General features: G+C 69.7%; 20 protein-coding genes. 18 read left to right on the top strand and 2 right to left on the bottom strand.

Features of this window, described 5'->3' with window-relative positions; genetic code table 11:
* Positions 1-527 precede the first annotated feature (527 nt).
* The 16 genes from NB3_RS35060 (at position 528) to NB3_RS17065 (ending at position 12,389) form a co-directional block, all read left to right on the top strand.
* Positions 528-875: a hypothetical protein gene (locus NB3_RS35060; protein ID WP_067803894.1), complete on the top strand. Its 348-nt coding sequence runs from the start codon at positions 528-530 to the stop codon at positions 873-875.
* Between the two features lie 48 nt (positions 876-923).
* Positions 924-1,208: a hypothetical protein gene (locus tag NB3_RS17135; protein ID WP_067803935.1), complete on the top strand. Its 285-nt coding sequence runs from the start codon at positions 924-926 to the stop codon at positions 1,206-1,208.
* Positions 1,209-1,237: 29 nt separating this feature from the next.
* Positions 1,238-1,729 (top strand): DUF6301 family protein, encoded by a 492-nt coding sequence (locus tag NB3_RS17130; protein WP_067803891.1) that lies wholly within the window; start codon positions 1,238-1,240, stop codon positions 1,727-1,729.
* A complete protein-coding gene (locus NB3_RS17125; protein WP_067803888.1) occupies positions 1,726-2,169 on the top strand; it encodes a TY-Chap domain-containing protein in 444 nt (147 codons plus the stop codon). The genes NB3_RS17130 and NB3_RS17125 overlap by 4 nt, the downstream gene beginning before the upstream one ends.
* Before the next feature lie 99 nt (positions 2,170-2,268).
* Entirely contained in the window at positions 2,269-3,843 is a 1,575-nt protein-coding gene (locus tag NB3_RS35055; protein ID WP_067803885.1) for a hypothetical protein, read from the top strand.
* A 458-nt stretch (positions 3,844-4,301) separates the two neighbouring features.
* The gene (locus tag NB3_RS17115) at positions 4,302-6,152 is read left to right on the top strand and encodes a hypothetical protein (RefSeq protein ID WP_067803882.1); all 1,851 of its coding nucleotides are present in this window, start codon (positions 4,302-4,304) and stop codon (positions 6,150-6,152) included.
* Complete coding sequence (locus NB3_RS17110) at positions 6,149-6,922, top strand: ESX secretion-associated protein EspG (RefSeq protein ID WP_067803879.1); 774 nt, start codon at positions 6,149-6,151, stop codon at positions 6,920-6,922. Before NB3_RS17115 ends, NB3_RS17110 begins: the two co-directional genes overlap by 4 nt.
* A 41-nt stretch (positions 6,923-6,963) precedes the next feature.
* Positions 6,964-7,320 (top strand): hypothetical protein, encoded by a 357-nt coding sequence (locus NB3_RS17105; RefSeq protein ID WP_067803877.1) that lies wholly within the window; start codon positions 6,964-6,966, stop codon positions 7,318-7,320.
* Between the two features lie 38 nt (positions 7,321-7,358).
* Complete coding sequence (locus tag NB3_RS17100; protein WP_244891940.1) at positions 7,359-7,646, top strand: YbaB/EbfC family nucleoid-associated protein; 288 nt, start codon at positions 7,359-7,361, stop codon at positions 7,644-7,646.
* Positions 7,647-7,745: 99 nt separating this feature from the next.
* Positions 7,746-8,063, top strand: coding sequence for a type VII secretion target (locus tag NB3_RS17095; RefSeq protein ID WP_067803932.1), 318 nt, complete (start codon positions 7,746-7,748; stop codon positions 8,061-8,063).
* On the top strand, positions 8,060-9,439 hold the full coding sequence (locus NB3_RS17090; RefSeq protein WP_067803872.1) for a hypothetical protein: 1,380 nt from the start codon (positions 8,060-8,062) through the stop codon (positions 9,437-9,439). The genes NB3_RS17095 and NB3_RS17090 overlap by 4 nt, the downstream gene beginning before the upstream one ends.
* Before the next feature lie 32 nt (positions 9,440-9,471).
* Positions 9,472-9,813, top strand: coding sequence for a PE family protein (locus NB3_RS17085; RefSeq protein ID WP_067803869.1), 342 nt, complete (start codon positions 9,472-9,474; stop codon positions 9,811-9,813).
* 34 nt (positions 9,814-9,847) lie between these two features.
* Positions 9,848-10,846 (top strand): PPE domain-containing protein, encoded by a 999-nt coding sequence (locus NB3_RS17080; RefSeq protein WP_067803868.1) that lies wholly within the window; start codon positions 9,848-9,850, stop codon positions 10,844-10,846.
* Positions 10,843-11,634, top strand: a complete 792-nt coding sequence (locus tag NB3_RS17075; protein WP_067803865.1) for an ESX secretion-associated protein EspG — start codon at positions 10,843-10,845, stop codon at positions 11,632-11,634. The genes NB3_RS17080 and NB3_RS17075 overlap by 4 nt, the downstream gene beginning before the upstream one ends.
* A gap of 95 nt (positions 11,635-11,729) precedes the next feature.
* Entirely contained in the window at positions 11,730-12,035 is a 306-nt protein-coding gene (locus NB3_RS17070) for a WXG100 family type VII secretion target (protein ID WP_067803862.1), read from the top strand.
* Between the two features lie 60 nt (positions 12,036-12,095).
* Positions 12,096-12,389, top strand: a complete 294-nt coding sequence (locus NB3_RS17065; RefSeq protein WP_067803859.1) for a WXG100 family type VII secretion target — start codon at positions 12,096-12,098, stop codon at positions 12,387-12,389.
* A gap of 67 nt (positions 12,390-12,456) precedes the next feature.
* Here NB3_RS17065 and eccE read toward each other — a convergent pair whose 3' ends face one another.
* A complete protein-coding gene (gene eccE, locus NB3_RS17060; RefSeq protein WP_084486309.1) occupies positions 12,457-14,199 on the bottom strand; it encodes a type VII secretion protein EccE in 1,743 nt (580 codons plus the stop codon).
* 172 nt (positions 14,200-14,371) lie between these two features.
* Between eccE and eccB the strand changes: the two genes are divergently transcribed.
* Positions 14,372-15,880, top strand: coding sequence for a type VII secretion protein EccB (gene eccB, locus NB3_RS17055; RefSeq protein WP_067803854.1), 1,509 nt, complete (start codon positions 14,372-14,374; stop codon positions 15,878-15,880).
* A 36-nt stretch (positions 15,881-15,916) separates the two neighbouring features.
* Here eccB and eccA read toward each other — a convergent pair whose 3' ends face one another.
* On the bottom strand, positions 15,917-17,749 hold the full coding sequence (eccA, locus tag NB3_RS17050; RefSeq protein WP_067803850.1) for a type VII secretion AAA-ATPase EccA: 1,833 nt from the start codon (positions 17,747-17,749) through the stop codon (positions 15,917-15,919).
* A gap of 239 nt (positions 17,750-17,988) precedes the next feature.
* Between eccA and eccD the strand changes: the two genes are divergently transcribed.
* Entirely contained in the window at positions 17,989-19,467 is a 1,479-nt protein-coding gene (gene eccD / locus NB3_RS17045; RefSeq protein WP_307694825.1) for a type VII secretion integral membrane protein EccD, read from the top strand.
* Positions 19,468-19,496 lie beyond the last annotated feature (29 nt).

Raw genomic sequence — 19,496 nt, 5'->3', positions numbered from 1 at the left:
CGCCGGTGCCGCCGACGCTGCCAGTGCCGCCGGTCCCGCCGTCACCTGCGGAACCGCCGTCACCTCCTGAACTTCCCACGCAGTCTCCGTACCGGCCCACGCCTTCGGAACCGCCCACACAGTCTCCGTACCCGCCGTCGCCTCCTACCCGGCCCGGCCCGCCGACACCTGGCGAGCCGACGCCTCCGTACCCGACGCCGCCGGGACCACTACCCCCATACCCGTCGGCCCCACCCTCGTACCCGTCGATGCCGACTCCGGGACCGTCGACACCCTCGTATCCGGAACCGTCCACTCCGCCGTATCCGCCGACGTCGCCGAGTTGGCCGGGCGACACGAACGGATCGGCTCACCCCGACGGCACGGTCCCCCCTGGCATGCCCATGCCCCCGATGCCCCCCGGCATGCCGATGGCGTCACCGGCGAACGGCGCCCGGCGGACCAACGGCCTTGGACCGCATGGGAACGGGCACCGCGCCCAGGACTCGGGATGCGGTGTCTTCGTCCGTCCCTTCGCAGGATTCGGTGTGCCTGCCGAGTTCGACCCGAGCACCGGCGCGCTGCGCGCCAACCCGTCCGAGGTGGCCACGCACAATGGCGTCTACGGTGAGCTCGGTGGAGTCACGGTGGTGTTCTATCGGCATAACGGCGGGCTCGTGCTGCGTGTCGGCGACCACACGGTCGAGCTCGACGGCCCCGTCGGCGTCGAATGGGGCACGGTGGGGTGGCGCACCACTCGTTTCGCGGTGGTCGTAGGCGGTGCCGTCCGCTGCGAGCTGACCTATCGCTCGGTGCCGGAGGAGATGGACATCGGCGCGCTGATCCGAGCCGTGGTCGACGACCCCGTCCGCCGCGCCGAGATCTTCGCCGGATGACCGGAAGGCGACGATGCGACAAGGTAACCACCGACGTGAGGAGGAATGATGCGGATCGACCATCCAACGGATGACGAACTGCGGGAGAACTTCGACGAGATGCTCCGCTCCGTGCTGACCGGCGGCGGCATCCGCACGGAGACCGGCCTCGACATGAAGACCGAGGAGGCGCTGTGGGCGATCGCCCGCGCGTATCCCGAGGTGCCAGACGCGCTGGTCGACGCGGCACGCTCCGCGTTCGCGGGTCAGCTCGACGGCTCCAACGCCCGCGAGCGCAAGGAGGCGCTGGCCCGCAAGATCGAGGAGATCAATCGTCGCAGGTCCGCCCGGTGAGCGCCGATGTCACGACCTAAGGTGGGCACATGACCGAGTGGCGCGCGCTGACCGACGGCGAGATCGTCGACCTGGCCACCGGCCTGCGGCAGCTCGACGGCTCCGAGCCGATGGACGCGGTGCCGCGGCTGGCGGAGACGTTCCGTTGGAAAGTGCTGACCGCCCACCCGGACCGGGCGATGCTGGACGCCGGATTCGGGATGGCCAGCGGGAAGATTCACGGCCGGGACGGCCTGATCGTCGATATCAAACTGCGCGTCACCGATTTCGCTCCGGACGACGCGGACGGAAGGGCGCGCTCGCGGGACGCGTTCGTGGCGATGGTCGCGGCGCTCACCGGCGCACTCGGCGAACCGACCACCCGGGTTCCCGGCGCCGCCGCCGAGGTCAGGTGGGCGGGTCCCGAGACCACACTGGTGGTGGCGGACCTGGGCCGCTCGGTGCAACTGTCCCTGACCGCCAATTCCTGGCTCGAATTGCACGATCAGGCCATCGAGCTGGAGCAGCAGGAGCAGAGTTGACCGGGTGGGGAGATTTCGCCGCGGGCCTGGCCGTGGAACTCGCCGGGTTACGTGCCGGTTCCATCGTGAAGCTGGTCGAGTCCGAGGCCGGACCGCGACGGCGATACGCTCAGTTCCTTCAGCTCGACGACGCGCTCTCGGCCGAATTGGTCGACGACGAATGGCTCGATCCCGCCTTGCGTGCGGGCGCTGCGGGACGTGCGCTGATCGCCGAGTCGGGTTGGCGGGAACGCGATGCGAGCCACAGCAATTGGTGGGCCGAACTCGCTTGGCCGAGTCCGACCAGTGAATACCGGCGGCTGGCCGGCATGGTCGTCACCGGATTGCGCGACGGGTTCGGCATCGACGCCCCCGCCGCCATGGCCTATGCCGCGTGGAACGAACGTTCGGCGAATCGCAAGCTGGACCTGCCGCTGCTCGGCCTGCGGCAGGAGCCGTGACGTGCGCCGCGTGCGAACCGGCGCGGCGCGGATGAACGAAAGCAGGCATCGTGGCGTGCACGCCCGCTCCGATGCGGTGGACGAGGGGATTTCCACGACGTGACCAGATCAGGCGGCCACGCCACCGGCGACGAACTCGGCGCTGCCGAGACACCGGCGGACAGCGCGGCGCACTCGGCCGAAACGGCGGCTCAGCAGCTCGAACAGGACAGCGAGCCGTCGGCGGATGAGCCCGACGTCGGCTTCACCTTGTCCGAGGCGGCGCCGGTCGAGGATGTCGCCGAGCGGGCCAAGACGCTCATGCACCAGGTCGCCCGCGAGCTCGCGGCGGGCGGGCCGCCGGGTTGGCAGCGGGTCGACGCGGTGTTCGCGCTGACGGTGGCCGCGGAGGTGGCGCTGGCCGTCTACGCCGACGAGCAGGAGCGCGCCGTACGAGTGACTCCCGATCCCGCGGTCGTCGCACTGGTCCGGGACCATCGGCAGCTGGCGGCCGGGCTCGAGGACGGGCCGTGGTGGCGTCTGCTCTTCACGCTGACCAGCGACGGCCGGATGGAGGTCGACTACGACTACGGCGACGAGCCGTTCCCGGACGACCAGCTGTTCCCGCCGGAGGTCTACCTCGCCGATCTCGCGGCGTTTCCGCGGGATTCGCTGCCGGTCTGGCTCGGCGCCTACCTGGGACACGGTGACCGTCAGGCGCGGCCGCCGCAGGTGGCGGCGGCACAGGCGCGGGCGGACCGAGAGGCGGGCGTGCGCGCCGTCGTTTGCGAGGACGAGCTGCCGCTGTTCCCGGTCATGGCCGCCCGGTGGGCGGTGCTCGCCGCGGCGTTCGTCGCGGTCGGGTCGCCATGGGGGCCACGGTTGTTGCCCTCCGTGAGCTGGTTCGAGGGAGCAAAGCGCAGCGGCTGTTCGCTGTACGCGCTGCCCGGCGGGCGCGCCGTGCTCTCCGGCGGGGTGTGGAACGCCCCGGAACTGGCCGCGGCCTACAACGACGGGGTCCGGCTGCCCGACCTGTACGCGGGCGCGCCGGAATGGGTGGCGGGACAGGTGCTGAACCACCGCTGCACCAGCGGTCTGCTGACGTTCTGCTACTGGTGGGAGAACGGCCGCTGGTATCGCGGTGAGTCACCGGGGCCTGCCCGGTTCGCCGAGGCGATGCCGGGCGTGTGGAGCGCGGAGACCGCCGCCGACATCGTCGGCGGCCTGCTCGGCGACGACGCGAACGAGCGGCGGCGGGCGGCCGTCGGCGCGCTGGTGTCCGCGGCGGAAGCAGGCGGCGTCACGCGGGACGTCCTCGCCGGTGTCTTCGACGACGACGAACGATTCGATGTGGACGGCGCCTTCTTCCAGCTCACCATGGCCGGGGTGACCATGACCGCGCCGGAGCCGATGCCGCGCGAGGACGCGCTCGCCCGGGTCGAGCGGTTCCTCCGCGACAGCGGCGCCGACCTCGCGGCCTATCCGCCGGAGGACTTGCGCGCCGATCGGATCAGCGTGGGCTGGATGGTGTACGTGCCGGTCGAGCCGGGCGAGATCGCGATCGGCCGGGCGATCTACTACCTCGCCGACGACGGTGTGCTGGAACGGTCTTCGTCCTCGGTGGCGCCGTCGGTCTACCGCGCGGAATTCGAGCGACGGTTCCGGGACCGGCACGGCCCGGTCGGCGCGTCCTGACCTCGGCTTCGCCGCTGCGTCGCAACGGAATCCAGTCGGCGCGGGGCAGGGCGGTGCCACCGGGATTCGGGTCTGTACATGCGTCGGCAACCCGACTCACCATAGAATCGTTGGTGCGTCGTAAGACAATATTCGGCCTGCCGTAACAACCGGCTGTCAGATTGGCCTGTGGCGCACAGCCGTTCCGCGGCACGCCAGCGATGAGGAGGGTCGTCAGCGTATGAGTTGCCGGGCGCAGCAGTGTGATCCCGTACGCGGGGGCGAACGGGTCACCGCGCCGTGGCACGCGCACCGTCGGCGCCCACGTCGGGGAGGTATTCAGTTGTGCTGGCCGGAGTTTCCGGCTCGGGGATCGGACTTCGGCATCGTATCTCCCTGGGCCGTCGGCACTCGCTCAGCGCGCTTCCCAGTGGTGACAACAGGGGCGGGGAGCTTCGACGCGACGGAGGGAGCCTGGCATGTCTGAGCAACCGAATCCGTGGAGCGGCCTGTCGCGCGAGGCGCAGAACGGCACGCTGGAGCTGCGTCCGGGAGTGCTCGAAGCCCTGATCAACGCGGCTAACGGCGTACGCGTTCGCGTCGCGTCGGTCAAGAAAGAGCTGTCGAAGATCGATTCACTTCCGCCGTTCGCCGATCTGTTGCTCTCGGCCGAGGCGCTCGCCTCCCGCTTCTCGGAAAAAGGAAAAGAACTCGGCGGCATTCTGGACGACCACATCACCATCCTCGATGATCTGACCGATACGTTCTTCGCGGCGGCCAGGCACTACCGGGGCACCGAGGAGGACAACCGGGTCGATTTCGCCGCGCTCGAGCGCCGAGTGAGCGAGCACAAGGGCATCACCGAGAATCTTTCGAAGCGTTGGGACCCGGCGGGTTTGACCACGGCGAGCGACGGCAGCGGCAACACTTACGCCCATCCGGATTGGAACGAGGTCGGCAAACGCAAGCCCGAGGAGAACCACGGATTGCCGTCTACCCTGGCCGAGCCCGGCGACGTGAAATTCGAACCCAGGGGCGTGCACGCGGACGACCCGGAGAACTTCACCTACTCCCAGTACCAGACGATCATTTCCTCGATCACCGGTGGCAGTCCGAGCATGCCGATCAAGGTCGCGCAAGCCGCGGCGGACTGGCGGTGGCTGGCCGGAGAACTGAAGGAAACGTTCGACATCCTCACCAACCAGATGACGACCAGTAGGTCGAGCTGGACCAGTCCGAACGACAATGGCGGCGCCGAGCGAGCCCGCCGAGCGATCACCGCTTACGGCACCGGCACCGATCAGCTCCATACGAATATGAATCTCATCGGTGACAGCCTCGAATACGTGTCGGAATGGCTGTACACCACCGGCGTGCTGCTCCAGCAGGGCGACGACTATCCGCCCACACGAACTACCGGCGAGACCGACGACGCATACCGGCAGCGGAAGGAAGAAGCCGCGGTTCGCAATTACGTGCGGGCGATGCAAGAGGCATATGTTCCCGGCGTAGAGGAGACCGACAAGGTCATCGCGGTGCTGCCGGATCCGATTCCGCCGACCACCGGCCAGGTGCCGGGACCGGGACCTGGCCCCGGCGGTCCCGGGCCGGGTGCCGCGCCGGGGCCGGGAACCAGCCCTGCGCAATTACAGGCGATGCAGAACGCGCAGCGGCAGGCCGAACAGCAGCGCAAAGCGTTGGAAGACGCGCAGCGTCAGGCGCAATTGGATGCTCAGCGTCGCGCCGCCGAACAGCAGCAACAGCAACAGCGGCAGCAGCAACAGCAGCAACAGCAGGCCGCGCAGCAAGCTGCCCAGCAGGCCGCTCAGCAGCTGGCGCAACAGGCGCAGCAGGCCGCCCAGCAGATCGCGCAGCAGGCGCAGCAGATCGGCCAGCAGGCGGCGAGCGCCGCGCAGCAGGCTGCCCAGCAAGCCGCCCAGCAGGCTGCGCTGGCCGGCCTTCCCGGTATGCCGAATCTCTCCGACGCGACGAAGAAACTCGAATCGGCGCTGGCGAAGGGCGCGGGCGGCCCCGGTGGTTCGGGTGGTCCCGGCGCGCCGAAGTCGGCCGCGAATCAGAACTTGGAGAAGGCGTCGAAGTTGTTCCCGCGGGCAGCGACGAACGCGGTTACGGCGGCCGCGGCCGGGCGGGCCGGTCTCGCGCCGGGGCAGGGCATGCCGGGTCCCGGCATGCCGATGGGCGGACCCGGCGCCGCGCAGGGCGGACAGCAGAAGGAGCACAAGCGCGCCGACTACCTGGACTCCACCGAGCATCTGGAAGAGGCGCTGGGTGAAGCGCCCGTGGTCGCGAAACCGGTTGTCGAGCAATGAACGACACGTGGGAGTTCTCCGGGCTCGAGTTCGCCGCGGCATGGCACGCGGCGAAGGAGAGTCTGCCCGACCCGTTCTTCTACCTCAGCGGCACGACCTACTACGACGACGCGCGCAGGCAGAAAGACGAGGCGTGGCAGCGCATTCGAACCCGATGGGGACATGCGCTGGAGGAGTTGATGGACGTGCTCATGGTGCCCGACATCCGGCTGGTGATCCGTGGGATCGACGGCCGGGACGCGCGGAATCCGCAGGGCTCGATCCGCATACTCGCCGGCCGTAAGGGCGACCGTGCGTTCCTGGTGACCCAGAAGCCGGGAGCGGAACGGCCGACCGGAGGATTCACGGTGGCCGAACACGACGCGCTGGCACTCGGCCACGCCGTGGCGGCCGCGCTGCCGAAGGTCGATGCCGGGCGCGGCCGCGCCTTCGATCTCCTCGAGCCGGACGGCGACGGCCTCGACCACTCCTACGGTCGTTCCCTGGTGCACGACGTCGAAGACCGCGCGGCGAGTCGCAGCGAGTCCTTCGATCGCGCGCAGGCGACCACGGTGGGCACCATCGTGGTGGAGCAGGGGCATTCGCGCTTCGGTCCGCGCGGCATCGCCAGAGCGCATCTGGCCTGGCGCGATCTCGTCGACGACGGGCGTTACGCGATCGTGCCCGGCAATCCGCCGACGGTTGTCGCCGCGGACGTCCGGCGGCTGGCCGAACTGATCAACGCGCGGATCGCCGAAGTGGTCCGAACCATCAAAGACGAGCGGATGTGATCGTGCGCGCGATTTCATTTCCGACCAGAAGGGGGGACTGAATGACCACACCGCAGCCGGATCCGATCGGTGAATTCCCGACGGAATTCACGGCCACGTCGCTCACCGGATCGATTTCCGTGCGCACCACCGAAACCGGCCTGCCGCTCGGAATCGAGGTCGACGCCGACCAATTGCGCCGCGACCCGGAAGCATTGGCGGGTGAGGTCCTGCGATTGTGCAGACAGGCGGCGAATCGCGCCGGCCTGGCGCGGCGGGCGCAATTGCGGCAACTGGGATTCACCTCGGAAATGCTGGCGCTGACCGGATTGCCCACCGAACAGCAGGTGGCGACGCAGGAGATCATCGACGAGCAGCAGTACGACACCGAACCGCAGAGCTGGCTGCGATCGGTCTGAGCGGCAACGGAATTCGTGAGGTCGGCATGGTCGAAACAATGGACGAGCTCATCGCTCGGGTGCGGAATCAGCTCTACCGGCTCACCGATCTCGATGACGCCATGAACGGGATCCGGGTAGCCGAGACATCGCCCGACGGCGCGGTGACCGCGGAAGTCGACGGTAACGCCGCGTTGGTCGGACTCAGCTTTTCCGCCGCGGTGTCGAAACTTTCGCCGAAAGAGTTCGAGAAAACGGTCGTCGATACCGCGCGAGCCGCCGCGCACATGGCTTTTGCGCAACGCGGCGCGCTTATCACCGCATTCAATGAGGAGGCCACCGGGTAGTCACCGGATGTTAACCACGACGGGATCGCGACAAGCGGTCTTCGCTGGGTAGAGTTGAATACGAAACGTCGGGGGATGTTTCGGGATTGGACGATGATCATGAATCACATTGAAGTAGTCCCGGATGCGCTGCGTGTGTACGGAAGCGAATCGGCGGCCATGGCCGCCGGAGTGGGAGCGATCGCCGCGACCGACCAGGCCGCGACGATCGCCGCGGTGGTCCCGGTGTTCGGCCTGATCGGCCAGGAGTTCCTCGTCTCGTACGCCTTCGCCCAGGCCAACCACCTGTCGTCGGTGGCACAGCTCGCCGCCGTGCACGCGGGCACCGCGCTGACGGCGCATCAGGCCGCCGCCACCTACGAGGGCACGGACACCGCCTCGGGCGCGGCCATCGGAGCGATCCGCGCGCGGTCATGACCACGCCGGGAGCCGTTCCGCCGCCCGGCGCCGATCCGCTGGATCCCACAGTCCTGGAATTGCTGCGGGGCAGCGCTCTCGCGCCCATGCTGGACCTGCCGGTGAACGATGTCCTGCGCAGCATGGGATTACCGAATCTGCCGGAGCTGCCCGCCTTCGTGCACCTGCCGGAGCTGCCGCCGCTGCCGACGATCGATCTCGGCGCGCTGATGCGCCCGCTGACCGATCTCGCCTCCGCGTTCGGCACCGGTCAGCTCGCCGCGCCCGCGCCCGCCGGTGCTACCGCCGCGGCGCAGGCTCCGCCACCGGCCGACCCGACCCAGTTGTTGCAGAACGTGTCCACCGTGATGCAGACGGTGATGCAGGTCGGCTCCTCCCTGGTGCAGACCTTGATGTCGGTGTGGCAGGGCATGGCGGCGATGGAGGCCGCGAAGAAGGCGGGCGAAGCGCAGGCCGACGCGGGTGAGCTGGCGGCGCAGAGCACGCAGGAGAAGGCGGTGCTCGGTGGCGCGGCGGGCAGCGTCTTCACCGGCGCGGGCCTGATGGCGGCGGTGCTGGCGAAGTTCTCCACCACCATGGCTTTCGCGCCGCTGCTCGCGGCTTCGCCGGGCGGGCAGGGCTTCCTGGTCGCCTCCGCGATCGAGGCCACGACCGAGGCGCTGGCGATCACCGTCAAGACGAAGGCCGAGCTGGCCGGCCACAGCGCGAGCATGACGCAGGCCGGTCAGAAGGTCCCGATCACGAACGCGCCGACGGGGGTGAAGTCGGCCGAACAGCTCACCCAGTTGATGAGCATGATCACGCCGCTGATCAGCACGGCCGGTCAGGTGGCGCAGTCGCTCGGGCAGCTGGCGGCGGCCAATCCTTCGCTGCTTGCGCCGAAACCGATCAGTGCCCCTGGCGCGCATGAAGACGCGGGCGAAGCCGGGGAAGGCAAGGAAGGCGAGAACGGCGAGCACGCCGGTGGCGCGGGCGGTGCCGGTGGCATCGGCGGTGGCGTCCCCGGCGCGATCGCCGCGGCCGCCGCACCGCTGAACCCATGGCCGGGGACCCGCGTGGCCGGCGGATCACTCGGCGCCATCGGCGGCGCCACCGCCGCCGGTACCGGAGCGGGAACGTCGTCTGCCACCGTCGCGGGGACCACCGCGGCGGGGACCGGAACCGGGACGGGATATGTGCCGATGGGCGGCGCAGGCATGGCGGGCGCCGGCCTGGCCCGCGACGGCGAATCCACCACCGACGCGCTGCGCGGCCAGATGGTCACCGGTCAGCACGGCGACGAAGTGGTCGGCCGGATCGAAGGGGTCTCGCTGCCGGTGGTCGGCGCGGCCGACACGACATCGGAACCACCGCCGGACAAGGAACTCACGCTCTGACGCGAGTGCCGACCAGTACACAGGAGGGTCTTATGAGTGACGGGCGGGGTCAGGTGTACGACAGCGTGCGATTCGACTCGGTCACGGCGGCCGAGGCGTCATCCGGGCTGGACGCTCTGGCCGACCGGTTGGCGTCGGATCTGCGTTCCGCCGAGGAAGCGCTGACCGTCGTTCCCGCGGGCGCCGACGAGGTCTCCGGCCGCGCCGCGCGGACCGCGAACGACGTGGCGTCGTCGTACCTGGCAGGCGCGCAGGCCAGTGTGCACGAACTGCGCAAGCTGGCGGCCACGTTGCGGCTGCACTCGAACCAGTTCGACGGCATGGAATCGGCCAATACGGCGGATTTCGGCACCACGGGCGACCGGTCGGCCTGACCGTCGCCGAGCAACCGGAAGGTCCTCCGCAGCGATGATCGAACCACCGCAGCCAGGTTTCACCGGCGTGGTGTGGACCGCGCGCCCGCCCGAGCGGCTCGCCCGCGAGCTCACCACGGGGCCGGGCGCCGGGCCGATGGCCGAGGCCGTCGCCGCATGGTCGCGCCTCGCCGCGTCGTTCGGCGCCGCTGTGGCCGAGTACGAGAAGGTTCTCGCGGACGTGCGCGGGGCCTGGCAGTCGGGGCGCAGCGACGAAGTGCTGCACCAGATCTCGACCCTGCGGGACTGGCTGGTCGACGCCGCCGCCGCCGCGGCGGCCAACGCCGCGCGATTCCAGGCCCAGGTCACCGCCTACGAGATCGCCCGGCTGGCCATGCCGAACACCGCCGACCTGGAGAGCCTGCAGCAGGTACAGCGGATGCTGGAGTCGATGGGCGGCATGCTCGGTGGGCCGATCCGCGCGATCGCCGCCGAGACGGACGCCGACCAGGACGCGGCTAAGGCGGTGGCCTCGCGCGTCATGCGGAACTACGAGCTGGCCACCGAGCCACTGGCCCTGCCGTGGCAGCACCAGGAGCCGCCCGCGGTGGCGCCGGAACAGGCGCTGGCCGCCGAACAGGCCGCGGCATCGGCCGAGGCCGCGCAGTCGGCCGCGGCGCCGTTCGGCCCCGCACCGCTCGCTGCGCTGCCCATCGGGACGGTCCCCGTCCCGGTGGTGCCGCGGGTGCGCACCGCCTACCAGGCGCCGGTGTACGCGCAGTCGGCCGCCACCGCCGACGTCGTCCCGCGCGCCACGCAGGCCGCCACGGTGAACGCGGGCGGGCAACCCGCTCCGCTCTTTCCAGGGGCGCTGGGCCAGGCCGGGCCCGCGCCGGACGCGGCGCGCTTCCCACGCGCCAGCCTGCCCACGGAGACGAGCGATCAGATCGGTTTCGAGGGTGGCATCCAAGCCGCGCCCGCGGTGCTCGGCGGCGCGGAACCCGCGGCTGTCGCGCAGACGGAGACCAGGTCCGAACCGGGAGGTGCGCCGTGACGTCACTGACGAACGACGCGCTGCTCGTCGTCGCCGAGCGGCTCGGTGTGCAGACCTTGCCGCTGGTGCTTTCGGTCGCGCCGCGACAGGACTCGATCGAGGAATACCGCGCCGCGCGGGAGCGTGCGCTGTCCGGCTTGATCGGTGCCGGCCTGCTCGACGCCGAGGGTGAAGTCGAATCCGACCTGGCCGCAGCGCTGTTCGTCCTGGCGCAGCCCGATCGCGAGCTCGTCGCCCGCGTCTACACCGAGGACGGCGCCCGCCGCTTCTGCCTGGCGCGCCGGGGGGAGCGGCACGCGCTGGCCGCGCGCTCGGGCGACAGTTTCGAGGTGACGTCGATCTGGGCCGACGGCTCGGACGCGTCACTGGCTCGTCCGCTGCTGGCCGCGCTCGGCGCATGCGAACCCGCGCAGATCGCCGGATTCAGCGCGCTCGCCAGCGAACTGGCCGACCGCATGGACGCGGCCGAATGCTCCGGCGATTACGCCGACGCGATGTACGCCCTCGGCGTCGGCGAACGTGACGCCGCCGTGCTCGGACTCGCCTTCGGCTCCTGCCGCGCCTATGCCGAGATCGTGGCCTACGCCCATCAGGACGGCTTGACCAGGCGGGCGCCCGGCGCGGTGGCGGTGTACGACACCGGCCGCGGCCGCATCGTCGCCGCCCCCATGGTCGCGCCGGATCAGCGGATCTGGTCGACGGTCACGACGGGCACCGACCACCGGGTGACTCAGGCGGTCGCCACGTTGCTGGAAGGGCTGCCCGGGGGGAGGTGGCTGCCTCAGTAGCTGTCGAGTCGCAAGAAAACTCGGTTGCCACATCGCTCGGCGAGATCGTCCTGATCTCCGCACCAACACCACTTCTGACGGAAGGACCACACGAAATGGCTTACACAACTCTCGGCGACGGCTCGGGGAACACCTACGGTGTCGAACAGGGCGGCATCGACGGCGTCGTCAGCCGCATGGAGGACTCGATCTCGACGCTGCGCACCTCGATCAACCAGATCGACGAGTCGGTGCAGGCCGTCGCGCGCGGCTGGCAGGGTGACGCCCACCGCGAGTTCAACACCGCCGCCGCCGAATGGCACGACGAGGTCACCGCGCTCAACGGCAAGCTCGACCGGCTCTCGCAGGCCGTGACCTCCGGCAAGAACACCATCGTCGGCTCCGACGCGGCCGGTCTGTGACAGCTGGACGGCAACGCCGTCCAGCCGGATCGCCCATCGCACGACCAGAAGGGAACAACAATGACGATCAAGTACAATTCGCCCGCCATCACCGAGATGGTCAGTGATCTCAATCAGTACGGTTCGAACATGAAGGCGCAGATCGACGAACTCAACAGCGCCGCCGCGTCGTTCCGGGAGAACCTGCAGGGTGATCAGGCGGTCGCGAACTTCAACGATGCGCACAACAAGTTGACCACCGAGCTGGAGGACACGCTCCAGAAGCTGGACAACCTCGGCCGCAAGGTCGAGAACGCGCTGAACCGCGCCATCGAGGCCGACGGCAAGGTCGGCGACGGCTTCGCCGCTTTCTGAGCGCGCGCGGCGACGAGCAACGGCCGGCTGGCCCGGTAAGGGTGCCAGCCGGCCGTTTTGTGTGCGGTCAGCGGGCGGCGAGCGACTCGCCGATGTAGTGCATCTCGTCCGGTGTGGTGACCATCAGCACGGTCGCGCTGCGCGCGGCGGTGCGCACCGTGATCCGGTTGGGCGCCTGGGGATCCTGCACCAGCGTGACGTCGGCGTCGACCGACCTGTCCGGATCGTCCGGCCGCCGCACGTGCACGATCGTCGCGCCCCCCGCGTGCGCGATCGGCGGGATGCCGTCGAACACCAGCACCGTCGTGCTCGGGTAGGGAGCGGCGGGCGTCGGCGGGGGAGCCGGCGGGTGGTAGCTGGCGCCCGCGGCCCGCGGAGCGATCGAGAGCACCTGTGGCGCACCGAGATTCGCCACCATGGTGTGCCATGCCTCGGGCCGGGCGGTGTGCACGATGGCATGGGCGCCGAGCGCGGTGGCGCGCAGGATCACCTGCTGAGCCAGGTCGAGGTTGCCGATCACCTCCAGGTGCCTGGTGCCCTCGCCGATCAACGGCACCGCGATGCCCTGCCCGCGCTCGTCGGCGCCGATGAGCTGGCCGCAGCCCGCTGTCGGCACCGCCAGCTCGGTGAGCGCGGCCAAGGTGCCGCGATAGGCGATGTCGCTGCCCCAGCGCCCCGCGTAGCCGATCGGCAAGGTGTCCAGCAGGATTCGCAGCTGGTTGCCGATCAGTTCGCGCAATCCGGGCAGTGGTGGCTCCTCGGGCGGCGCGACGGTGTCGAAGCGGACGACGGCGTTGAGCACCACGGTGCCGGCCGCGTCGGCGTGCCGATCGCGGCGGCCCGCTCCCGGCCGCAGGCGCAACGTCACCGTGGTGGACAAGCTGGGCACCGCCCAGATGCCGGCCAGACCGCGCGGACCGATCATGTCGGCCGCGATCTGGTATTGGGTGAGGTAACGGCCTTGGTACTCCAGTGTTTTCGGGGATTCGGTGAGCTGGTCGACATCGAAGCCGTGGGTGAGCTGGCGCACCGCGGCGTTCATCTCGGTGGCGGTCAGCACGGAAGCGGCGATGTCGTGCGCGGCCAGCCGGTTGGCGACCCGGCGGGTCGCGATGATCGCGGTGCGCAGCGCGCCGCCACCACCGCCGCCGCGGTTGTCCACCGCCTCGGCGTTGGCCAGCGGATCCATCCGCAGCACCAGCCAGCAGGTGCGGTGCGCGATGGCGGGCAGCGGGCCGAGGATGCGGTCGTACAGTTGCGCGGCCACGCCGGTGCCCGCGGTGCGCGCGCCGGTGCTCACCACGTCGATGCCCGCCAGGGTCAGATCGAATTGATCGAGGCAGCGGGCGATCTCGGGGAGCGGGAGCAGTTGATCGGTGCTGAGCGAACCACGATCCAGCAGCGTCAGCGTGTCCGGCGGCGGATCGATCCGGAGCATGGTGAGCAGCAGGTCGCCGTCCCAGCGCACCCCGTAGGCGCCGCCCTCGGCCAACGGCACGTCGAGCGCGGGCGCCTGCGACAGGCGTTCGGCCGGGCGCAATCCCTGGCGCCTGCGGGCGATCGCGCTACCGATGCGCTCGGCGGGCGTGTGTCCACCGACCGGCACGAGACCGGCCAGCACGACCACCGCGCCCGCGGCGATCGCACCCCACGTCGAGTCGCCGACGGCGAGAACGATCCACGCGACGGCGGCGGCCGATATCGACACGGGCACGACCACGCGCAGCGGAAAAACGCGAAACAACCAGAATTCCGGATCGCGCAGTGTGTCGTAGTCCGATCGGCGTTGATTTCTCGGCGGCGCATTCATTATTTCACTATCGGTTGCCGCGCCGTTCATCGTTTCGTTCACCGCTGTTCGTCCCCGCTTCGTTTCGAAACGGCCGCCGTCGATCGGGTCGTGATTCCATCGGTTCAGGGCCGTCGGTGAATTACGGTACCGTGTCGGAGAGAATGGTGATCGATAGCTCGATGGAGACCATGTGCCGGCACAGCTGACCACCCGTGCTCAGGTCAACGGATACCGATTCCTGTTGCGCAGGCTCGATCACGCGCTGGTTCGCCGCGACGTGCGCATGTTGCACGATCCGATGCGTTCGCAGATCCGTTCCCTGCTCGTCGGCGCGGTGCTCGGTGTGCTCGTGGTGGCGGGCGCCGCGATCCTGGCCTTCCTGCGTCCGCAGGGCGCGATCGGCGACGCCGTGATCGTCTCGGGAAAGCAGAGCGGCGCGTTGTACGTGGTGGTGCAGGGCCAGGATGGCGGCAAGACGCTGCATCCGGTGCTGAATCTCGCGTCAGCGCGGTTGATCACCGGCGCGAACGCCGAGCCGCACGCGGTGAAGGACGACAAGCTCAACGACCTGCCGCGCGGGCCGCTGCTCGGCATCCCGGGCGCGCCGAGCGCGCTGCCCGGTTCAACGCAGGGCAGCGACTCGGAGTGGTCGCTGTGCGAGACCATCCCGCTGTCCGAGGGCGGTAGCGCCGCTTCCTCTTCCGGCGGCACGACCACGGTGATCGCGGGCCACCCCGCGCTCGGCGACCGGATCCGGACCGCGAATCACGACGAGGCGCTGCTCGTCCGGCGCGACAACAAGACCTACCTGGTCTACGACGGCAAACGCGCCGAGGTGGATCCGGCCAACTCGGTGATGGCCAGGGCGCTTGACCTGCGCGCCCAGCGGCCGCGGCCGGTCGGCACCGGTCTGCTCGGCGCGACGACGCAGGTGCCCGCGTTGACGCCGCCGCAGATCCCACGGGCGGGTGAGCGGGGCCCCGGCCCGCTGTCGGAGATCCCGGTGGGCGGCGTCATCTCGGTGTCCGGTGTGGGACCGGACGGTGGTTCCGCGCTGTACGTCGTGCTCGCCGACGGTGTGCAGCCGGTATCGCCGTTCACCGCGCAGGTGATCAGGTACGCCGATTCGCACGGCATGCGCGAGATCGCGACCATGCCGCCCGATGTGCTGGACCGGGTTCCGGTGGTCCGGCAATTGCCGGTCGACGACTTCCCGGTGCGCACCCCGCGGATTCTGCCCGCCGAGGACGCGCCCGTGACCTGCGTGGCCTGGGCGAAATCGCCGGGCACCGCTCCCGGGAAGAGCGAGGACAACGCGGGCGACGGCCCCGGCGAGCGAGCTGTGGTCAGCCTGCTGGTCGGCACCCGCCTGCCGATCGCGGAATCGGCGAAACCCGTCGAGGTGTCCACCTCCGACGGCGTCGGAGACCGGGTCGACGCGGCCTACATCCCGCCGGGCTCAGGGGAGTTCGTGCAGGTGACCGGCATGGAGCCGGGTAGCCCGCGCCGCGACAGCCTGTTCTACGTCGCCGACACCGGCGTCCGCTACGGCATCCCGGATTCGGCCACCGCGAACGTGCTCGGACTCGGCGGCTCTCCGCGTCTCGCGCCATGGGCGATCATCGGCCAGCTGGTCCCCGGCCCCACGCTGTCGGCGCGCGAAGCGCTGGTCAGCCACGATTCGCTGCCCACGAAATGAGCCGCGGCGGACCGGTCTCGCGGTCCGCCGTGGGCCTCAGTCCGTCCAGCCGACGTTCAGCGAGGTGAGCAGACCGGCCAAGGCCAGCTCCATGTCCGACGCCTCGATGCGGCGCAGCACCGCCTCATCGATGTCGGTCAGGTCCAGCGATTCGTCGTTGGCCAGCCGGTATTCGCGCTCCTCCTCGGCCGCCTCGATCACGTTGCGGACGAACCGTCCGTTGCCGGCGAGGTCGACGCCGCGGCGCGGCTGACCGCTCTGGTCGGTGCTCTGCATCGCGTACAGGCGCTCGCAGGCCCGCACCAGCTGCTCCAGCGCTCCTTCGGACAGGTCGGAATCGCGTTTGCGGGCGATCACCTGGCCGATCTGCCCCAGTTCGTCCGGCGTGTAGGACGGGAACTGCAATCGCTTCGAGAAACGCGAGGCCAGGCCGTCGTTGGCGGCGAGCAACCGATCGATCTCGCCGTCGTAGCCCGCGATGATCACGACGAGGCGATCGCGGTCGTTCTCCATGCGCGCCAGCAGCGTGTCCACCGCTTCGCGGCCGAACGCGTCGCCGCCCTGCAAGCCGGTCTGGATCAGCGTGTACGCCTCATCGATGAACAGCACGCCGTCCATCGCGGTGTCGATCAGCTTCTCGGTCTTGATCGCGGTGCCGCCCAGGTTCTGGCTGACGAAGTCGACGCGCTTGGCCTCGACCACCTTGTCGGTCTTCAACAGGCCGACGCCGCAATAGATCTTCGCCACCACCCTGGCGATGGTCGTCTTACCGGTGCCGGGCGGCCCGGTGAAGGCCAGGTGCTGGCCGCGCGGCTGGCTCGCCAAGCCCTTCTCGGCCCGGATCTTCGCCAGCTGCGCCGACGACTGCAGCTTCGCCACCTGGGTTTTCACCGAGGCGAGACCGATCTGCGCATCCAGTTCGGCACGGGCCTCGACCAGGATCTTCTTCGCCCGGTCCTGGTTCTCGGCCTGCTCCATCTGCTCCATCGACGGCGAGGACGCCGGGTCCCACTTGTCGGTCCGCGCATCGATCACCTCACGGCTGGTGACGGTGATCCGATAGGTGCGGTCGCGCATCGCGGCCGCGTTCGCCTCGAAATCCGGCGCCTGCGAGTACACCTTCTCGAACAGGGCTTGGGCTTCGTCCTCGTTGCCCGATTCCCGCAGGCACAAGCCGCGGCAGAACATCGCGGTGGACCGGGCCGCCGGGATCGGGCCCGCCTCGGCCTGCTGCATCCGCCGGATCGCCTCGCCGAACAATCCGAGCTGGGCACACGCGGTGCCGACCATCACGTGCGCGCCCGCCGCCAGGTACGGATCCTCCCACTCCGCCGACCCGGCCAGCACCGCCATCACATCGGGCCAGCGCTGGGTGTTGTAGTGCAGCACGCCACGGACATACGCGCAGATGCGGTCGTCGATCTCGCCGTCGGGGTTGCTCAGCTGCCCGCGGCGGAACGTGTCGAGTTCGTCGAGCACTCGCTCGGCCTCGCCGTACTCCTTGTCGGCGATCAGATGCGCCGCCCAGGCCAGCGTGATCTCGGTGTGGTTGGCCAGCGGATAGTCGATGTACAGGCCCGGCAGGAAGCGGCCGGCGAGTTCGCGCGGACGCAACCCGAGCCTGCGCTGCTCACGGTAGAGCGTGCTCGCGCTGGTCTTGTACAGATTGAACAGAACGTCCTTGGTCAGCTCGCCCGCGGCGGCGCGTCCGAGCCACGCGTCGCACATCGTGGGATCCCACTCCGTGGCGCGCTGAAAAGCCAGTTTCGCGTAGTCGAGATCACGTGCGGATTCTTGCCCCTCGATGGACAATCCGAGCGACAGGATTCCGGCGTCGAATGCGCGTTGTGCTTGGCGGTTGCCGGTCATTGCTGTCGAACCCCGAAATCTTCGTTTCTCATAGTAGAGACGTTCATCTGGATACCAGACTACCGATCGCGCGCGGCCCGGTTCGTCCGTTACATTAGGTTCAGCTGCCGGGAGGTCGCAACGCAAGAGTCGGCTATGTGTGAACGTGCTCGACGAGTGGTGAAGTCGTGTACTCAGGACAGGTTTCAGCAAATGGTGTCGATGCGTGAATCATTGTTCCGGATGAGGGCGGGAGAAGGTTGCCGTTGATCGAGCCGGCGAGCGGCACACGTGCCACCGAGCCCGTATTGAGTCGTGTTTCGGTCATCGGTGGAAACACTCAGATCGATGTGGGATTGCCTGCCACCGTGCCGATCGCCACATTCATAGGTGATCTGGTCGCGCTCATCCGGTCGCGCGACCCGGAGCGTTCCGAGGCCGAGGAGGACGCGGCGCCGCTGGACGCGCGGCACTGGACGCTGGCCCGGCTCGGTCGCGAGGCGATCGCGCCGAGCCGCACGCTCACCGAGGCCGAGGTCTACGACGGTGAGCTGCTGGTGCTGCGTTCGGTCGCGGCGAAGGAAGCGCCCGCGCTGTTCGACGACGTCATCGACGCGGTATCACGGCTGACGGCGGAGGAATTCCGGAGCTGGTCGGGGGCGGCGGCCCGCTGGATGGGCCTGGTCGTCTCGGCGCTCACCGTGCTGGCTACGCTGGCCGTGCTGGCGCTCTCCCGCGGGAACGGTGATCCGCTCGCGCCCGCTCTGGCGCTGCTCGGTTGCGGCACAGCGGCTTTCGTCGCCGCGGGCATCGCCGCGCGCCGATACGCCGACCAGGTGACCGCGACCTGGCTGTCACTGGACGGATTGCTGCTGCTGTTCGGTGGCGCCGCGCTGCTGGTCCCCGGCGCGCTCGGCAGTCCCCATCTGCTGCTGGGCAGTTCGGTGCTGCTGATCGCGGCGCTGCTGGGCTACCGGATAACCGGCGCGGGCGCGACGCTGTTCTCCTGCGCCGCCGCGCTCGCCGTGATCGCGGGTGTCGCCGCGGCCATCCATCTGATCTGGCATCCGGGTCTGCCGAAGCTGTCGGCCGGTCTGCTGGTGGCCGGCATCGCGATCATCTCGGCGGTGCCGCGGCTGGCGGCCGTGCTGGCGCGGCTGCCGATTCCGCCGGTCCCCACCGCGGGCGGCGCGATCGACCCGGCCGACCACGAACCGCGACCGACCATCGAGGGCATCGGCGCCATCGGCGCCAGCGCGCTGCCATCGGCGGCGGGGCTCGGGGCGCGGGCCCGCACGGCCAACCGGTTCCAGTCGGGGCTGATCGCGGCCTGCGCCGCGAGCGCGGTCGTCGGCGCGTTCGGCGTGGCGGATCCGCTGGGTTCGCCACGCTGGCAAGGAATCTCGCTCGCGGTCGTGACCGCGATCATCCTCGCGCTGCGCGGCCGCTCGTTCGCCGATCTCGCCCAGGCCGCGACGCTGATCGGCGGCGGGTGCCTGACCGCGGTCGTCCTGACCGCCGGGTTCGCCGTCGGCGATGCGGATCACACCTTGCTCGCGGCAGGGGTCCTGCTCGCGTTCGCGACCGGCGTCGTCGGGTTCGGGGTGATCGGTCCTCACATCGAGGTCACCCCCGTGACCAGGCGAATGATCGAGATCTTCGAGTACTTGCTGATCGTGTCGGTGATCCCCCTGGTGTTGTGGGTGATGAACATCTACTCCATGGCCCGGAACATATGACCGGCAGTGCCTTCCGCCGAAGCGTCTTG

It is taken from the genome of Nocardia beijingensis NBRC 16342 (assembly GCF_001612785.1).
Lineage (GTDB): Bacteria > Actinomycetota > Actinomycetes > Mycobacteriales > Mycobacteriaceae > Nocardia > Nocardia beijingensis.
The sequence above is the reverse complement of the archived record's forward strand: the minus strand, read 5'-3'. Positions and strand labels throughout refer to the sequence as shown.